This is a genomic window from Streptomyces sp. NPDC059740 (genome assembly GCF_042733155.1).
Taxonomy (GTDB): domain Bacteria; phylum Actinomycetota; class Actinomycetes; order Streptomycetales; family Streptomycetaceae; genus Streptomyces.
Genome location: NZ_JBHWGP010000070.1, coordinates 1 through 16,592 on the forward strand (window position 1 = coordinate 1; position 16,592 = coordinate 16,592).

At 72.9% G+C, this 16,592-nt stretch carries 19 protein-coding genes; 7 read left to right on the forward strand and 12 right to left on the reverse strand.

The genetic code is table 11. From position 1 onward, the window contains the following. Window positions 1–265: 265 nt before the first annotated feature. Window positions 266–901, reverse strand: coding sequence for a DUF4232 domain-containing protein (locus tag ACFV3R_RS33755; protein WP_385591159.1), 636 nt, complete (start codon window positions 899–901; stop codon window positions 266–268). Window positions 902–1,366: 465 nt separating this feature from the next. Next, window positions 1,367–1,849: an ATP-binding protein gene (locus ACFV3R_RS33760; RefSeq protein ID WP_385591161.1), complete on the reverse strand. Its 483-nt coding sequence runs from the start codon at window positions 1,847–1,849 to the stop codon at window positions 1,367–1,369. A gap of 191 nt (window positions 1,850–2,040) precedes the next feature. Here ACFV3R_RS33760 and ACFV3R_RS33765 point away from each other — a divergent pair, with 191 nt between their 5' ends. Then, window positions 2,041–2,292, forward strand: coding sequence for a DUF397 domain-containing protein (locus ACFV3R_RS33765; protein WP_385591163.1), 252 nt, complete (start codon window positions 2,041–2,043; stop codon window positions 2,290–2,292). An 82-nt stretch (window positions 2,293–2,374) separates the two neighbouring features. Next, complete coding sequence (locus ACFV3R_RS33770) at window positions 2,375–3,283, forward strand: helix-turn-helix domain-containing protein (protein ID WP_385591199.1); 909 nt, start codon at window positions 2,375–2,377, stop codon at window positions 3,281–3,283. A gap of 215 nt (window positions 3,284–3,498) precedes the next feature. On the opposite strand, the gene ACFV3R_RS33775 is transcribed toward ACFV3R_RS33770, so the two are convergent. Both ACFV3R_RS33775 and ACFV3R_RS33780 read right to left on the reverse strand, forming a co-directional pair. Then, window positions 3,499–4,314, reverse strand: a complete 816-nt coding sequence (locus ACFV3R_RS33775) for an SAM-dependent methyltransferase (RefSeq protein WP_385591165.1) — start codon at window positions 4,312–4,314, stop codon at window positions 3,499–3,501. Between the two features lie 263 nt (window positions 4,315–4,577). After that, on the reverse strand, window positions 4,578–5,252 hold the full coding sequence (locus ACFV3R_RS33780; protein WP_385591167.1) for a type III effector protein: 675 nt from the start codon (window positions 5,250–5,252) through the stop codon (window positions 4,578–4,580). Between the two features lie 144 nt (window positions 5,253–5,396). Between ACFV3R_RS33780 and ACFV3R_RS33785 the strand changes: the two genes are divergently transcribed. Both ACFV3R_RS33785 and ACFV3R_RS33790 read left to right on the forward strand, forming a co-directional pair. Next, window positions 5,397–5,828, forward strand: coding sequence for an Hsp20/alpha crystallin family protein (locus tag ACFV3R_RS33785; RefSeq protein ID WP_385591169.1), 432 nt, complete (start codon window positions 5,397–5,399; stop codon window positions 5,826–5,828). 205 nt (window positions 5,829–6,033) lie between these two features. After that, the gene (locus tag ACFV3R_RS33790; protein ID WP_385591171.1) at window positions 6,034–6,459 is read left to right on the forward strand and encodes a DUF2267 domain-containing protein; all 426 of its coding nucleotides are present in this window, start codon (window positions 6,034–6,036) and stop codon (window positions 6,457–6,459) included. A 32-nt stretch (window positions 6,460–6,491) separates the two neighbouring features. Here ACFV3R_RS33790 and ACFV3R_RS33795 read toward each other — a convergent pair whose 3' ends face one another. Continuing rightward, window positions 6,492–7,262: a class I SAM-dependent methyltransferase gene (locus ACFV3R_RS33795; protein ID WP_385591173.1), complete on the reverse strand. Its 771-nt coding sequence runs from the start codon at window positions 7,260–7,262 to the stop codon at window positions 6,492–6,494. Between the two features lie 356 nt (window positions 7,263–7,618). Between ACFV3R_RS33795 and ACFV3R_RS33800 the strand changes: the two genes are divergently transcribed. The 3 genes from ACFV3R_RS33800 (at window position 7,619) to ACFV3R_RS33810 (ending at window position 10,276) form a co-directional block, all read left to right on the forward strand. Then, window positions 7,619–7,897 carry a polyprenyl synthetase gene (locus ACFV3R_RS33800; RefSeq protein ID WP_385591178.1) on the forward strand — a complete coding sequence of 93 codons (279 nt, stop codon included), beginning with the start codon at window positions 7,619–7,621 and terminating at the stop codon, window positions 7,895–7,897. Then, entirely contained in the window at window positions 7,890–8,942 is a 1,053-nt protein-coding gene (locus tag ACFV3R_RS33805; protein WP_385591181.1) for a polyprenyl synthetase family protein, read from the forward strand. The genes ACFV3R_RS33800 and ACFV3R_RS33805 overlap by 8 nt, the downstream gene beginning before the upstream one ends. 173 nt (window positions 8,943–9,115) lie before the next feature. After that, window positions 9,116–10,276 (forward strand): oxygenase MpaB family protein, encoded by a 1,161-nt coding sequence (locus ACFV3R_RS33810; protein ID WP_385591183.1) that lies wholly within the window; start codon window positions 9,116–9,118, stop codon window positions 10,274–10,276. A gap of 60 nt (window positions 10,277–10,336) precedes the next feature. On the opposite strand, the gene ACFV3R_RS33815 is transcribed toward ACFV3R_RS33810, so the two are convergent. From ACFV3R_RS33815 to ACFV3R_RS33845, 7 genes are all read right to left on the reverse strand, one after another. Then, entirely contained in the window at window positions 10,337–11,020 is a 684-nt protein-coding gene (locus ACFV3R_RS33815) for a TetR/AcrR family transcriptional regulator (protein WP_385591185.1), read from the reverse strand. Window positions 11,021–11,080: 60 nt separating this feature from the next. Beyond that, window positions 11,081–11,491, reverse strand: coding sequence for a hypothetical protein (locus tag ACFV3R_RS33820; protein ID WP_385591187.1), 411 nt, complete (start codon window positions 11,489–11,491; stop codon window positions 11,081–11,083). A gap of 121 nt (window positions 11,492–11,612) precedes the next feature. Then, window positions 11,613–13,169: a hypothetical protein gene (locus tag ACFV3R_RS33825; RefSeq protein ID WP_385591189.1), complete on the reverse strand. Its 1,557-nt coding sequence runs from the start codon at window positions 13,167–13,169 to the stop codon at window positions 11,613–11,615. 83 nt (window positions 13,170–13,252) lie between these two features. After that, window positions 13,253–14,071 carry a class I SAM-dependent methyltransferase gene (locus ACFV3R_RS33830; RefSeq protein WP_385591191.1) on the reverse strand — a complete coding sequence of 273 codons (819 nt, stop codon included), beginning with the start codon at window positions 14,069–14,071 and terminating at the stop codon, window positions 13,253–13,255. 98 nt (window positions 14,072–14,169) lie between these two features. Beyond that, the gene (locus ACFV3R_RS33835) at window positions 14,170–15,123 is read right to left on the reverse strand and encodes an ABC transporter permease (RefSeq protein ID WP_385591193.1); all 954 of its coding nucleotides are present in this window, start codon (window positions 15,121–15,123) and stop codon (window positions 14,170–14,172) included. Next, on the reverse strand, window positions 15,120–16,025 hold the full coding sequence (locus tag ACFV3R_RS33840) for an ABC transporter ATP-binding protein (protein WP_385591195.1): 906 nt from the start codon (window positions 16,023–16,025) through the stop codon (window positions 15,120–15,122). Before ACFV3R_RS33840 ends, ACFV3R_RS33835 begins: the two co-directional genes overlap by 4 nt. Further along, a complete protein-coding gene (locus tag ACFV3R_RS33845) occupies window positions 16,022–16,450 on the reverse strand; it encodes a GntR family transcriptional regulator (protein ID WP_385591197.1) in 429 nt (142 codons plus the stop codon). The genes ACFV3R_RS33840 and ACFV3R_RS33845 overlap by 4 nt, the downstream gene beginning before the upstream one ends. Window positions 16,451–16,592 lie beyond the last annotated feature (142 nt).

Consider the following 16,592-nt stretch of genomic DNA (forward strand, 5'->3'; position numbering starts at 1 on the left):
CGCCCCGCCGCAGCGGCGGGGCGTCAGCCGTTCCGGGCGGTGGCGGGACGGCGAGCGCCGAAACCCCTGGCACGTCTGTCCTGGTCAGGCGCAGCCTCAGCCTCAGCCTCGGCCCCGGCCGAAGGTCGCCGGAGTGGCCGGCCGGCAGTCCGCACCGGTCGTGCGACGATCCGCCTCCACGCCCGGGGCTGTCGGGTGACCGCCTCCCCTGCGCGGGTGTGACCTACGCACGGGCCGTGCGGCCCCGCGCATGTGCCTTCGGGCCCTACTTGCCCACGCCGACCGGGTCGACCGTGACGGCGGGCGAGTTCTCCTGCGCGGGCACGTTGATGCCGGCGGACAGGGTCGTGGAGTGGGTCTCTCCGGGCGGTGTGACCACGAGGCTGGTGAAGGTCACCCCGGAGCCGCCGCTGTTGTTCGGCGGGTAGTGCAGGGTGAAGCGGGTCTCCTCGCCGGGCTTGACGGTGACCACGGGCGCGCCGAACTTGCTGCGGTCGGCGCTGATGGTCCCGTCCTTGCCCTTGAGGTCCACCCCCGGGAAGCCGTGCAGCGAGCAGGCGGCGGAACCGGTGTTCTTGAGATTGACCAGCAGTTCACCCTCACCCATGCCGTGGGAGGTGCTGAAGGCGAGCTGGGAGGTCTGGCACTGGCCACCGGAGGTGGTGCCCGACCCGGAGGTGGCGCCGGCGCCGCCACTGCCGGACGTGCCGGAGCCCGAGGTGTCGCCCTGCGCGTCCGAGGCCGCCGGGCTGCTGTCGGCCGAGGCCCCGGCCGACGCCGAAGCGCCGCCGCTCGCCGAGGCGTTGTCGCTGCCTCCGTCACCGTCACAGGCGGTGAGGGTGAGGCCGGCGACGACCGCGACGAGGGCGAGGGCCGGGAACCTGGTCGTCTGGACGCGCATCGTGCTCCTTCGAAGTGCGAAGGCCACCCCCGTCGGGCAGCCCCTGTGTCCTTCCGGACATCGGCAGCGGAGGGACACGTTCCACCCAGTGTGACACCGGGACATTCCTGTGACGTGGGAGAAAACAGGTGGTGGCAACCTTCTCCGAGGCCGCCGAAGGGCGATATGACGCGGTGACAGCCGTGGTGTGACCGGTCGGGGTGAGAGCATCGTGAAGCGGTGCCGGGAGACCCTGCACAGGACCTCCCCAGGCAACGCACGGCCGCAGCCGCCGCCAAGGTCCGCTCGGTGTCCGCCGCGTTCACTGTGGACACGCGGTGGGCTGAGCCCTGCGCCGAAGGCGCCGCGGTCGCGGGCCGGCGCAAGGGCTGCGCGGTGACCCTCAGCCGGTGGGGGAGGGGGGCGCCGCTTCACGCCGGAAGGGCCCGCCCACGGCCTGCGGAGAGGTTCAGGCCTTGCTGTGGGTCAGTCCACGTCCGAGAGGCTGGCCCAGACCGACTTGCCGGACGCCCCGGGGGGTGTCCAGCCCCAGGATCGGCTGAGCCGGTCGACGATGTGCAGCCCGCGCCCGCTCTCGGCGAGGTAGTCGGGCGTACGGACCACCGGCTCACGGGGGCTGCTGTCGTTGACGACGCACAGGACGCCGTCGTCCTCTCTGAGGAGCCCCAGCCAGGCCGAGTAGGCGCCGTCGGTGTCCCCGGGCCGCGAGGTCCCGTAGCGCAGCGCGTTGCTCACCAGCTCGCTGACGACGAGTTCGGCGTCCTGAGTGGTGATGTCCCGTACGGCCCAGTGGCTCAGAGTGGCCGCGGTGAACCGCCTGGCCTCGGCCACCGTCCGGGGGTCGTCCCCCAGCGCGCAGGCGGCGAAGGTCTGGGAGGGGTCACCGTGCCCCGCTCGGAGCACAGTCGTCGGCAGATCGGGGGCCGATTGCGTCAGAGGTGTCGCCATCGTTGTCTCCAGTGAGTGGCCGGCCCGTTGGCAGGGAGCGTGTAGGAGCTAATATCTGGTCTTGTCGCGTACCGATGCAAGTGCATCTGCAATTACATCGGCAAGAACGCACACGACGGAGTGATTCACGCCAGGCGCGTGCGGCGACGAGCTGGAAGCAACGAACGGCCCCTAGTGAGGGAGTGGTAGCGATGCAGGCAGTGGCGAACGGAGCCCGGGCGGATGCCATCGAGGGAGCCGTGTGGCGCAAGAGCGCCCGAAGCAACCCCAGTGGCAACTGCGTTGAGCTGGCAGTCCTTGGTGACGGCGGCGTGGCCGTGCGCAACTCGCGGTTCCCCGGGGGGCCTGCGCTCGTCTACACGCGTGACGAGATCACCGCCTTCGTCCTGGGGGCCAAGGACGGCGACTTCGATGACATGATCGATTCTTCTGGCCGCATATGACGGCTGGATAGTTACGGTCGCTGTACGCGGACGGCACCGAGATGGAACACTGACGATCGCCGGTCCTCTTCAGGGAGTCATGATGATCTCAAACCAGCCCGGGCCCGAAGCGCCTCTGCGGCAGTACCTGGAGCACCCTCGGGGTGGGCCGACTGTCCTGCGCATCGTGCTGGGCATCCAGCTCAGGCGGTTGCGCGAGAACGCCGGCATCACCCGCGAGGCCGCCGGTGACGCCATCCGCGCCTCCCACGCGAAGATCAGCCGCCTCGAACTGGGCCGGGTCTCGTGCAAGGAACGGGACGTGTCGGACCTGCTGACCCTGTACGGGGTGCTGGACGAGGAACAGCGGGCGGACTACCTCACCCTCGCCCGTCGGACGAGCACGCCGGGGTGGTGGCACCAGTACGGTGACGTGCTGCCCACCTGGTTCGAGACCCACATCGGTCTTGAGGAGGCGGCCTCCATCATCCGTACCTACGAGGTGCAGTTCGTGCCGGGCCTGCTGCAGACGCGCCGCTACGCCGATGCGGTCGTGCAGCTCGGGCACCCCGGGGCGAAGGCGGAGGAGTTGAAGCGCCGCGTCGACCTGCGCATGCAGCGGCAGGAGCTTCTCGGCCTCCCGAACGCGCCACTGGTGTGGGCGGTCATCGACGAGGCGGTGCTCCGCCGTCCTCTCGGGGGCGTCGCCGTCATGCGCGAGCAGATCGAACATCTGCTGAAGCTGAGTGAACTCCCCAACGTCACCGTGCAGATGGCGCCCTTCCACCTCGGCGGCCTCGCCGCGGCGGGCGGCCCGATCACCGTGCTGCGCTTCCAGGAGCAGGACCTGCCCGACATCGTCTACCTGGAGCAGCTCACCAGCGCGCTCTACCTGGACAAGCGGGAGGACGTCGACCACTACCTGGCGGTGATGGACCGGCTCAGTGCCCAGGCCGAGCAGCCCCGCCAGACGAGAACGAGTCTGGAGCGACTGCTGAAGGAACTCGGCTGACCCGGGTGTTCAGTCCCACGTCGAGGGGCCCCTCACTGAGGGGCCCCTCGACATGTGTGGCAGCCGGGACTTCGGTGCAGGTCCCGGAGCTGTGGGACACAACCGCGAACGGCCCGTCAGAAGTGCCGCGGGAGCAGTTCTGGCGGGCCGTCTGCTCGACGTCATCCCGGCGTCATCCAGGCGGCAGGCGACGGCAGTACGGGGTCGCGGGCCGGTCAGGGCTTGCGGGCCACACCGCCGTACTCGATCCACTCCGCCGTCGCCTGGCGCGGTCCGACCTCGCTGTCGGGGCGCCAGGTGGAGACCTCCACCAGCCCGGGCTCCAGCACCTCCAGGCCCTCCAGGCACGCGGCGAGTTCTTCGGGACGGCGGACCCGCCCCCAGTTCCCGCCGGTGCTCTTGGCCATGAAGTCGGTGACGAACTCCCGTACTTCGGCGTCCTCACTGACGAGCTGGCACACCACCAGGAAGCTGCCGGAGGGCAGGCGGTCGGCGACGCGTCGGATCAGGCCGACCGGGTCGGAGGAGTCCGGGATGCAGTGCAGGACGGAGACGAAGAGGGCGGCCACGGGCTGGTCGAGGTTGATCAGGCGCCGGACCTCGGGGTGGGCGAAGATGCCCTCGGTGTCCCGGAAGTCGGCCTGGAGGACCGCGGTGTTCTTGTTCTCCTCCAGCAGCACACGACCGTGAGCCAGGACGATCGGGTCGTTGTCGATGTAGACCACCCGGGACTCCGGGTCCACGGACTGGGCGATCTGGTGGACGTTGTCCTGGGTGGGCAGCCCGGAGCCGTGGTCGAGGAACTGCCGGATGCCGTACTCCTGCGCGAGGGTGCGCACGACGCGGCGCAGGAAGCTCCGGTTGTTGACGGCCAGGATCCGCGTGCTGGGAACGACCTTGTCCAGTTCCTCGCAGGCCTCCCGGTCGACGGCGTAGTTGTCCTTGCCGCCCAGATAGTGGTCGTACATCCGCGCCACGCTGGGCGTGTTGACGTCAACGGTCGTCGACAGCGGTGCTGACTCACTGTTCATAGCCATGTGTTCCCGTCGCCTCGGTGTCTCCCGGCCGGCCATCTTGGACGTGGGCGGGTCCTCGGCCGCCAGTGGCCGGCCCGGCATCCTCAACATACCCAAGACGTCGGGCCGTTGCAGCGGTTGTCCCGAACCGCCGGTCACAGCCTCCCATCTGCTGCGTCCTGGCGACAACCGTCGGCCGGGGATGATCCGGACGGAAACCTGCGCAGGTCCGGGGCGCTCCCACCGCAGCGGTCCGCCCCGGCCCTGTCCGGCCTCCCTCAGGAGGTGCGGCGGTCACCGGTGTCGCGGCGGAGGCGGTCGGTGTGGCGGGTGAGGGAGGCGATGCGCGCCGCCAGAGCGGGATGGTGAGGTGCCAGGTGCGGCCGGGTCTCGGTCAGAGGGGTGACGAGGCTCGCCGGGTCGTTGTCGGCGAGTGCCGCCACCAGCCGGGAGAGCGGCGCCCGGGCCTCTGCCGGGAGGTCGGTGAGGGCGGCGACCTGACCGGCGAGCTGCCGCAGGTCGGCCGCGTTGTCGCGGGCCCACACGGTCACGGTGCGGTCGGCGGCGCGGCGGTCCCGGGTGGCCTGTACCCGCTGCTCCCCGGTCGTGCCGGGTGCACCGGGGCGCAGGCGGAGGTACCGGCGTTCCGCGGCCTGCCGGCTGGCGACGCCGAGCGGGTGGGCGAGGTCGGCCCAACTCGCGCCGGCCTCGCGGGCGGTCTCGATCAGCCCCGACTCCCAGCCGGCCAGCCGGTCCCGCACCGTGCGGAGCAGGGCGAGCGCCTCCAGGGCCCGGGCCGCCTCCTCGGGGCAGGGGGAGACGCCCCGGCCGCCCGCAGGTTCCGTCTCGGCGGTGCGGACGGCCTCCTCGATCTCCCCCAGCGCCGCGACGGTGGCGGCGAAGGACGCCGGCCCGGAAGAGGGGCCGCGCTCCCCGGTCGTCTCGCCGGTCATGGAGTCACCTCCTCGTCGGGTCTCGTGTCTCGCGATGTCGTCCATTCGATGACGAAGAAAGTTGTCATCGAATGGACGACATGCTACACAAGAGGGCAGACGACGCGCATTGGCGACACGTGAGCTGCCGGAGGTGTTTGAGCGATGTTGATGCGCACTGGCCCCAGCTACGGGACCGACCGTCCCTTCCGCCGTCCCCTCGCCCCGCGCGGCACCTGGACCCGTCCGGCGCCGATCCCGGCGGACGTCCACCGGGAGGGCGAGGACTACGTGATCACCCTGGACTTGCCCGGCGTCAGCACGCAGGCGATCGACGTCCGAGCCGAGGGCAGCCTCCTCACCGTCGAGGCCGAGCGTCGTCCCGCGGAGAGCGGCGACGCGCAACTGCTGGTGAGCGAGCGCCCGTTGGGCGTGTTCGCCAGGCGACTGCGGCTGGCCGGCAGGATCGACGCGGACCGTGTCACGGCACACCACCACGCAGGCGTCCTGACCCTGCGGGTACCCGTCGCACCGAGCCCGGAGCGCCGCAGGATCACCGTCGACGGGCAGCCCGAGCCCCCGGCGTCCGGCTGCTGAACGCGAGGTTTCCCGCGCCGCGCCGGACGCGGCCGGAGCCCCGGCGTCGGCTCACCCGATCCCCCCCGAGTACGTACAGTGAACGGCGCCCGCGCCTGTGGGCGAGCTTGCCCGGGCAGCGCCGTCACCCTGCCACCACCCCCGCCCCACCCATGAGAAAGGCCTCACCCAAGCCATGCTCACCCAGTCGGAGTCGGCTGTGACCATGCCCACCACGTCGATCACCCTGAAGCCCATGTCGTACGGGCAGCTGCTCGAGCGGGTCCGGTACGACGGGGCATACCCCACCCGGGAGCGGGCCGAGGAGGCCGTGCGCACGGTCCTCGCCGCCCTCGGCCGGCGTCTCGTCGGCGAGGAGCGTGTCGCACTCGCAGCCCGTCTGCCGGAGGAGGCGGCCCGGGCCCTCGTCTCCGAGGTGCCCGAGGCGGAGCCCCTGACCGGGTGGGCGTTCGTGAAGGACATCGCCACCCGGACCGGCGGCGCCCTGGCCACCACCCGCTGGGACGTGGGATCGGTGCTGGGCGTCGTGGCCGATCTCGCGGGACGCGACCTCGTCGACCGCATCATCGCCCAACTCCCCGCAGGGTACGCGCTGTTGTTCGGCCGTATCGAACTCACCCGGGCGGCCTGAGCCCGCGGGCCGCGCCCGGTGGTGCGCGCGGTTCACCAGGAGCGTGCCACCAGGAGGTCCACCAGGTAGCTCTCCTCCACGAGCCCGTCCGGGAAGAGGGCGAGGAGGCAGTCCCGCTCCGCGGCCAGGAACGCGCGGCTGGCGGCCTCGCCCTGGACGAGGAAGGCCGACTGGGTGGCGATGTTGGCGAGGTGGGTGTCCAGGGGGACGACCCGGCTCCACCGTGTCTGACGCCGCTCGGCCTGCAGGCCTTCGGCGTCGGCCAGGCCCGCGAGCCGGATGGCCCGGTCGCCGCGGGGACGCTTTCGCTGCGGGCGTCGCACGCCGAAGTGCTCGGCGATGCGCTCGTTCTGCGCGGTGAGCCACGGCACCTCGACCGCGGTGGTGTTCCACCAGACCGCGAGCGCACCGCCGGGTCGCAGCACACGCCGGGCCTCGGGCACCGCTCGGGCCGGTTCGATCCAGTGCCAGGACTGCGCATAGGTGACCAGGTCCTGCGAGGCGTCGGCGAGCGGCAGGGCGTTGCCGTCGCCCCTGACGATCGGAAGGTCGGGATGGTCGCTGTGGAACTGGGCGGCCATCCCGTCACCTGGCTCGACGGCGACCACCTGTGCGCCACGCCGGTCAAGGAGCGCGGTGGCGATGCCCGTCCCGGCCCCGACGTCCGCCACCCGCGCCCCGGCCAGCGGTAGCCTGGCCAGCTCCTCGACGGCGTCGAAGAGGGCGGGCGGATAGGACGGGCGGTTGGCGGCGTACTGGGCGGCCGCCGAGTCGAACGAACGGGCCCGCGGGAGTTCGGTCATCGGGCCATCCTGCCCCCGGCGGGCCACCCGGTGCCAGGAGGTGCGCAGGTTCCCCAACCAGTGGGTCTGGTAGGGGTGTTCGTCTGCCGGCACCGTCACAGGGATCCCGAACGACGAGGCGGCTCGTCACCCCTGCCGCTCCGGCCCCGGGCGCGGGGCCGGGGGAGAGCCCTGCCGGCGACGGCGCGAGCCGTCCCGGGGATCCCGCGGGGCGAGCCTCCGCCCACGCACGCATGATCACCTGGTCCCCTGATGGTGTAACCCGCTGCGCCCGCCTCCGCGCACCCGGCACGCTCATATGGCAAGGACCCCTAAGGGGGCGGGCGTCGCCCGCGCGGACCGGAGGAGGAGGCGGCATGGGGCGATCGGCCGACGAGGTGGACGATCCGGGGACCCGGGCGGTGTGGCTGGCCGCAGGCCTCGTCGACCTGGCCTGGAGCGTGGGGGGCAGTGCGGTGCGGACGGCACGGTCGGCGCTGAGCCGCTCGGACCTGCATGAACTCGCCGACCACGGCCGCCGCGAGGTACAGGCCCGCGGCCGGCTGGCACTGGACCGGCACGGTGTCCAGGACCAGGCACACCTGGAAATCCTGGCGCGGCACGTGCAGCAGCGCGAGGACGGCACCGGTGCCTGAGACGGCGGACCAGGCCGTGCTCAGAGCGCGGGTGGACCGGGTGCTGGAACAGTTCGTCGAGGACGAACTGCGGGAACTGGTCGCAGTGGACGAGGCGTTGGGGCCCCTGGCCGGCGCGCTCCGCACCGCCACGGCACGGGGCAAGAGGCTCCGGGCCGCCTTCTGCTACTGGGGGTGGCGGGGCGCCGGCCAACCCGACAGCGACGCCCTGGTGCGGGCGGCGGCCAGCATGGAACTCGTCCACGCGGCTGCCGTCGTCCACGACGACCTCATCGACGAGAGCCTGGTGCGCCACGGCGGACCCACCGCCCACGTGGCCCTGCGGACGGCCTTCACCGGACGGCCCGCCGCGCACGCCCGGGCCCGCTCACTGGCGATGCTCGCGGGCGACCTGCTGATGGCCTGGGCCGGGCAGCTGTTCACCACCTGCGGCCTCCCCGCCGCCTACCTCTCCCGGGCCCGCGACCTGTGGACGACCCTGTCCCGGGAACTGGTCGCCGGGGAGGCCCTGGAGATCCTGCACACCGCGGACCGTCCGGACGTGGCACGGTCGTTGAAGGTGATCCGGTACAAGACGGCCAAGTACACCGTGGAACACCCCCTGCACATCGGCGCGGCACTCGCCGGGGCCCCCGTCGCCCTCAAGGAGGCCTTCACCGGTTACGGCCTGCCGCTGGGGGAGGCCTTCCAGCTGCGGGACGACCTCCTCGGAGTCTTCGGCGATCCCGAGGTGACGGGGAAGAGCAACACCGACGACCTCAGCGGGGCCCGCCCCACCGCCCTGGTGGCCGCAGCCTGGGAGACGGCCACCACGAGCGAGCGCCGGGAGATGTCCGCGGTGCTCGGGGGCGGCGAGGTGGACGCACGCCGACTGGAACGGCTGCGCCACATCCTGCAGCGGACCGGTGCCCGGGCCAGGGTGGAGAACATGGTCACCGAACGGGTCCGGCTCGCCACCGACGCCCTCCGAACGGCCTCCCTGCCGCATCCCGCCCACCGCGCCCTGACCCACCTGGCCACCGCCTCGACCACACGTCAGGGCTGAGACCGCCGGCGCCGGACCGCAGCGGCGGCACCCGCCCGCGGTGGTCCGATCCCGGCCCTGCCGTCGGCCTCGCAGTCTCCCAGGAGTACTCCTCCACGACCCCGCACCCCGGGTGCCTCCCAGTGCCCGGCGCCCCGGCCCAGTCGTTTCCCACTGCCGAAGGAACCACCACCATGGTCTGCACCGACTCCTCCCTCAACGCCCTGCGGCAGGTCGGCGACGAACTCGCGGACGCCACCGTCGCCACCCTCTTCGAGCGCGGCGAGGTGGGCACCTTCAACACCCTCATGCGCTACGTCTCCACCTCCGGACAGCAACTGCCCGACGGGCTACCGGAGGTGGCGCGCGAGTACCTGCACGTCACCAGCGCCCCGCCGCACTGGGTGGACTGGGACGAGATGGAGCGGGCCCGGCTGTTCTTCCTGGACAACGACGTCCACATCTCGACCGCCCTGTCCTTCGCCTCCATGCCGGCCTGCTACCTGGTACCGACGGTGGCGAAGCTCCTCTCGGCGACTCACGCCCTGCACTACCCGTCCAAGCGCATGGCGGAGACCGGCCAGTTCACGGTCTACCTGATGCAGCCCGGCGCCTTCGAGGCCGGCAGCCGCTTCGTCCCGGCCGCCCAGAAGGTCCGTCTGCTGCACGCCTCGATCCGCCACCACCTCAGCGTCGAGGGCCGGTGGGACACCGCGACGCTGGGGGTGCCGATCTGCCAGGAGGACATGATCGGCGGCCAGATGATGTTCTCCCTCCAGGCGCTCGACGCGATGCACCGGCTCGGCGTCCACATGAGCGAAGAGGGCGCCGACGCCTACTACTACGCCTGGCGCGTGGTCGGCGCCATGCTCGGTGTCGACCAGGACCAGGTGCCCCGGGACCTCGTCGAGGCCCGCCGCTTCTCCGACCTCTACATGACACGCCACATGGGCCCCAGCGAGGAGGGCGCCGCACTCACCCGGCAGTTGATCGACCTGTACGAGGAGGTCGTCCCCGGAACGCTCTTCGACCCGGTGGTCTCGGCCCTCATCCGTCACCTCGTCGGCGACACCTGCGCGGACTGGCTCCAGGTCCCCCGCACCCCCTGGGACGTCCTCGTCAGGGCCGTGCCCGCCGTGCTCGGCGTCCTGGAGACCCTCGAGGGCCACTCCCCGCTGGCGGCCTGGGCCCTGGACCGCGTGGGCCACCTCACCACCGCCTTCGAGCTGTCCTCACTCACGCGGGGCCGTGTCATGCACTACGCCATCCCCGAGGAGCTGAAGAAGGAGTACGGCGTCACCACCACCGTCCCCCGCACCCGCCGCTGGACACCGCCCGCTCCCACCGTGCTGTGAGCCCGGGGGCGGAGGCCGGCCGGTCGGGGCCGTGGGCGGCGGCGGTGGACGTCACGGCCCTCAACCCCGCGCCGCCGCCCCGGTGTCGGGGCCGGCGGGCCGGACCCACACGCCCGCACGCGCGGCGGCCAGGGCGGCATCCGCGGCACGGTCGGCGTCGGTGGTGGTCAGGGGGCGGCCGGAGTTGAGCAGCGCGTAGTACAAAGGCGCGGACACGGCCGCGATGACGGCCTCGGGCTCGGTGCCGCCCGGCAGCTCGCCCCGGGCCACCGCGTCGGCCACGCAGCCGGCCCACTCGGCGATGCGCACCGAGTAGAACCGGTGCAGTGCCCGGGCGGCCTGCCCGTCGCAGAGCGAGGCCGCGATCAGCGCCCTGAACAGGGGGCCCTGCCGGGCGTCGGAGAGGGTCTTCACCACCAGGCGGGCGTTGGCCCGCAGGTCCGTGGCCAGTGAGCCGGTGTCCGCGCGGGGCAGGGACTGCTCGGCCATGTCCGCCAACAGGTCCGCGGCGAGCACGCCCGGCGTGCCCCAGCGGCGGTAGAGGGTGGTCTTGCCGACCCCGGCCCGCCGGGCGATGTCTGCCAGGTCCAGCGCGTCGAAGCCCTGCTCGGCCAGCACGTCACCGGCCGTACGCAGTACCGCCTCCCGTACCCGGGCGGTACGCCCTCCGGGGCGGAGGGTGCCGGGGGCTGAGCCGGGTGGGGCGGAGGGCGCCGGGACGTCGTGGGCGGGCCGGGGTGTCACGGCTGTCGGGGCTCCTCGGAACGGCGGACGGAACCCCAGCTTATCGGATCTGCGGTCCCCTTATGGGGGCGGCGCCGGCGGGCGGTGAACCGCGTGCGCGGGCCCGCCCCCCGGCTGCCTGCCCGGTTCCCGCGCCGCCGCGCTCTTCTCCCGCAGGGCGGCGGCGTAGGTGCGGGCGGAGCGGGCGAAGGTGCGCTGCCGGGCAGCCCTGCGCAGGTGGTCCGGTGCCTGTTCGGGCTCCAGTGCGGCGAGTTGCTCGAAGAGGGAGGCGGCCACCTCGTTGAGCCGCGCCTGTCGCTCCAGCAGCGGGGCCAGGCCGGCCTCGTCACCGGCGGCCTCCAGGCGCTCCAGCTCGTCACCCAGCTTCGCCGTACGTGCCAGGAGGTCGCGCAGCGGCGCCCGTGTCGCAGCCGCGGCGGGTGACGGCGGCCGGCTCCCGGTGGGGAACACGTCTCGCCGGGGGGCCGGCACGCTCGAAGGGTCGCAGACGGCAGTCACACCGACCAACGTAGCCACGATCGCCGCAGGTATGTCAGGTACTTGGTGTCATGTCCGTCACGCCCCCCATCTGCGGGCAAAGGGTGCTCGCCGTTCAGGGGCCGCCAGCCCGTGCCGCTGCGGGCGGGGGGGCGAAGACGGGGGCGTGGCGCTGCGCCCGAGGGGACGGCCGGCCCGCGTCGCGGCTGCGGCGGGAAGCACCGAGCCGGTGGCCTCGCGGCCCGGAGACCGCGCGGGCGGGACGGTCGGACCGCTCGTAGACGCTGACCCGGCGACCACGGGAGACGGTCGTGGAGCGCAGGACGAAACGGGTACGCAGCACGCGGAGTTTGGCGCGGTCACCGGCGCCCCGCACCGGGCGGGGCAGCTCGTCGCCGACCAGCAGGACGCGGTGCCGGCGCAGGAGTGCCCGGGCCGTCGCGGCCGGACCGGTCTCGACACCGTGCAGGGTCGCGGACTCCACCGCATCCCGCCGCAGCGCCACGTCGTCCAGGCCGCGGAACGCCTCCGGGCTCACCAGTGCGGTGTCGCGCCGGGCCGCGGGGACGAAGAGGACTCCGTCACCGGGTCCCCGCTCCGCGGCCACCATGGCGGCCGCGGCGAGGACGTCGTCGACGCGCCTGTCCGCCCTGCGCACCTGCTGCTCGACGGGGAGCAGGGCGAGGAAGGCGACCGCTGCGACCGTGGCGAGCCAGAACGCCGGGCGCAGCGCCGTCCGGGAGCCGAGCGCGGCGGTCAGCGCGCCGATGGCGAGGGCGAGACCGATGTCGGTGAACAGCACGTAGCGGCTCACGTAGAGCGGCTGGACGGCGAGGGACACGGTGAGCAGGGCCACCGGGGGGAGAGCGCAGAGCGGGATCGCCACCGCGGCGGGTCCCGACCGGCCCACCGGGCCCCGTCCCGGGCCGAGGGGCAGCCGTACCGCGACTACCGGCAGCAGGAGGCAGCACGTCAGGAGCACCGTGGCCGTCACCGCGCACACCGTCCCCCAGGTGGCCGGCCGCACCCAGGCGACCTGTCCGGCCTGGGCCCGGCTGGCCAGGACCAGCGGCAGGGCTCCGACCGTCGCCGCGCCGGCGGCCGGCAGCCAGCGCCACCACACGGCCCGGGGCGGCCGGACGAGGAGCAGGGTGACGGCGTGTGCGAGCAGGGCGAGCAGCGAGAGCCAGTTCAGGAGCGCCGCGACCAGAGTGACCACGGCGTAGGCGGCCCACGTCCCCGGGCGCGGCCGGTGCGCCGCGGCGACCAGCAGCCGGGTGGTGAGGGCCACGTAGGCGGTGACCATGGCGTAGGAGCGGCCCTCCTGCGCGTACTCCTGGACGGACGGCAGGAGCGCGAAGGCGAGCCCCGCACCGAGCCCCGCCCACCGGCCGGCCAGGCATGCGCCCAGGTCGGCGGTGAGGGCGGCGGCCACGGCCATGGCGAGGACCGAGGGCAGGCGCAGCGTCGCCAGGCTGTCACCGAAGAGGTCGAACACCATGTGCATGAGCGCGTAGTAGAGGCCGTGCACGACGTCGGAGTGGTCCAGCATCCGGCGGATCTGCGGCAGGCTGCGGTGCGCGACCTGCCAGGTGGCGGCCTCGTCGCGCCACAGGCTTCCCTGCCGGCCGAGGCCCCACGCACCCAGTGCCAGCACCAGGCCGCCGGGCACGGCCGCGGTCAGCGCCCTGGACGGGCCCGGTGACCGGTCGCGGGGCGGGGGAGGGGGTGAGGCCGTGACTGATTCCCGTGCCGTCAAGAGGTCACAGCCCCGGTGGCGGAGAGCTCCGCGCGGCTGACGCGGATCTTCGACTGGCCGTGGGGGCGCTTCTCCCAGTCCGCCATGAACCGGGCGTGCAGCCCTTGGGAGGCGGCCAGGGAGAGGAGGGTCTCGGTGCGGTAGTAGAAGTCCTCGCGCAGGACCTGGTGTTCGGCGCCCTCGGTCCGGTCGAAGGTGAAGTCGAAGAAGCCCGTCGGCGTCAGCACCCGTCCGATGTGCGCCAGGCACTCCTCGATCACCGGAAGCGGTGAGTGGGAGAAGACGCTGTGCGCGTGCACCACGTCGAAGTGGTCGGCGGGCAGGAACTCCAGCCGGAGGTCGTGGGTGAGCGTCAGGTGCGGCAGCCTCTCCTGGAGACCGCGCTCGGCGAGCGTCGCCTTGGCGGCAATCAGGATGTCCGGCGAGATGTCGATGCCGTAGTAGTTGCCGGGGTCCAGGTACTGGATGAAGCGCCAGCCGCCGCGCAGGTTGCCGCAGCCGATGTCGAGCATGCGGTGATCGGGACGGAGCCCGTGCTCGGCCAGGTAGTCGAACTGCATCCGGCCCAGCGCCAGCCACCGGTCGTGCGTCTGGCTGCCGACCGCCGCCTCGGGGTTGCGGCGGGTGTCGGAGGCCATCACCGCCCGGTAGTAGGAGACGTGGTCGGGGTGGTGCCAGCGCAACCAGGCGTCGCGGGTGGCGCGCTTGAGGTAGGGGGATATCCGGCCCGGGTGGCGCAGGGCGTAACCGACCTTGTGGCTCAGCGCGGCGCGGTTGTTCTGCAACTTCTTCGGTGATCCGGCGTTTTCGGGCATGCTGCGGTGACCTCCTGGCAGATGGACGGTGTTGAGGGGAAGGACGAAGCGGCGGCCGGAAGCGTTCGTTCCGGGGGAGCGCCGGGCGGAAAGCGGGGTCAGACCCTGCGGCGCAGCAGGAGCGCGGTGAGGACCACGAGAAGCACGGCGAGGCCGCCGAGGACGGCGGTGTCCGCCCACTGGAACCGCCAGTAGTCACCCACCGGGTTGGCCTCGTAGAACCGGGCCACGTAGCCGTGGTGGGCCATGCACGCCCGCAGCTCACGGCCGGAGGGGAAGGGGCAGGCCAGGACGTCGGCACGGTGTCCGGACGGGGTGAGGAGACCGTAGTGGCCGGTCGACCACTTCTCGTCCATCGGCGGCTTGGGCAGCGTGCCCCGGCTGACGTAGCGGTGGGGCGGGACGAACAGGCGGGCCCGGTGGGTCCACTCGAGGAGGACCGTCACCACCGCGGTCACCGCCAGGGTGAGGGCCATGCCGGACATCACGCGGCGCATCAGGAGCCCGGCGAGCGTGCCGGCGGCCAGTCCGAAGAGGGACGCGGCCAGGGTCCGCGGCCCGGAGCCGCTCAGCGCCGTGGTGTCGTACCAGAAGACGCCGTAGCTGCGGTCGGCGGCCGGCTGCCACCACCAGGCGAAGACCAGGGCCAGCAGGCCCGAGAGCGCCACCGTGCACACCGCGGCGAGCGCGAAGCGGGAGACGAACCACTGCGCGCGGCCCACCCCCTGGGAGAGGACGAGGCGGGAGGTCCCCAGTTCGCGGTCGCGGCCGAGCAGCGGCGCGCCCCAGAACATGCCGAGAAGAGTCGGCAGGGCGATCTGGAGCCCGCCCAGGAACTGCAGCGGCCCGACGTCCAGGCGCAGGGGGGTGCCGTCGGACCCGGTGCAGAAGAGCGGTCCCCTGCCGCAGTGGTCGAACAGCCCGCTGTCCAGGCCGGAGAGCATCTGCGCGCGGGACCAGACGGCCGTCGCGGCCGCCACGGCCAGGAGGAGGACGGCGCACAGGACGAGGACGCGTTGCTGGCGCCAGGCCAGCCACAGGGAGCCCCTCATGCCGCGTCCTGCGCGAGAGAGGTGGCCGCCCCGCCGGTCGCGCCGGCGCGCAGGTGGCCGAGCAGAACGTCCTCAAGGGTGGGGCGTTGCACGTGCCAGTCGCCTCCGACCGGCCCTCGGCTGCGGACCAGGGCGGTGAGCTGCCGGCCGGTGGTGCGCAGATGCACCACGTCGTGGCCGGCCAGGGAGACGGCGTCCGCACTGCGTCCGGTCAGCAGCAGGTGGCTCTCCCGCAACGCCTCGGCGTCCTCGCACAGTCCGACGCCGCCTGCCCGCAGCAGCACCACCCAGTCGCAGGTGTGCTCCAGCTCGGGCAGGACGTGGGAGGAGAGCACGATGGTGACCTCGCGCTCGGCGGCCTGCGCCATCAGCGTCGCGGTGATCTGTTCGCGCACCAAGGGGTCCAGGTCGGCCATCGGCTCGTCCAGGAGCAGCAGTTCGGGGCGCTTGCCCAGAGCGAGGGCGAGGGCCACCCGGGTGCGCTGCCCCGGCGAGAGCTCGCCCGTGCGGGCGGTGAGGGCGATGTCCCCTTCCCGCACCACCCGTTCGGCGGCTGCCTGGTCCCAGGCGTCGTTGAGCCTGTCACCCATCCGCAGCGTCTCCGCCACGGTCAGACGGGGGTAGAGCGGCTTGTCCTGGGTCAGGAGGGCCACCCTGCGGCGGGCCTCCGCCGTTCCCGGGACCGTCCCGAGTACCCGCAGCTCCCCGGCGGTGGGACGCAGCAGCCCGCCCGCCAGGTGCAGCAGGGTGCTCTTGCCCGCTCCGTTGTGGCCCACCAGCGCGGTGATGCGACCGCTCGGCACGGTGATCTCGCAGTCCCGCAGGGCCCAGGCGGCCCGCGGGCGGAACCGGTGGCCCAGGCCCGTGGCATGCAGCGCGGTGGGCGGGGTGTGCCCGGTCATACGTCCTCCTGTATGTGCCCCCGGTCGCCCGGGTCCTGTTCCTGCTGGTCGAGAGCGGCGGTGACCAGGGCGAGGATGTCCGCCCTCTCCAGCCCCGCCGCCCGCGCCCGTTGTGTCCATGCCGCGAGCTCGGTGCGCAGGGGGGAGTCCTCCTGCGTGCCGGGCCGTGCGAGGGAGCGCCGCACGAAGGTCCCGAGTCCGCGGCGCGCCTCGACCAGCCCGGCGCGCTCCAGCTCGCGGTAGGCCTTCAGCACGGTGTTGGGGTTGATGGCGGTCGCCTCGACGACCTCTCTGGCGGTCGGCAGCTTGTCCCCGACCTGCAACGTGCCCATGCGCAGCGCCCTCTCGGTCTGCTGCACGATCTGCACGTAGGCCGCGACGCCGCTTCCTCGGTCGATCCGGTACTCGACCACGTCACCTTCCATGCTTTCACTAATTGAGTAGTGAAAGCATGGATCGGGGCGTCGTGGATGTCAAACCGGCGCCACGCGCGGCCGGTTGCGGTGGTGGACCGGGGCAGCGGAGAGGAAGGAACGGGCGGCGGGGGGGGGGCCCGGGGGGGGGGCG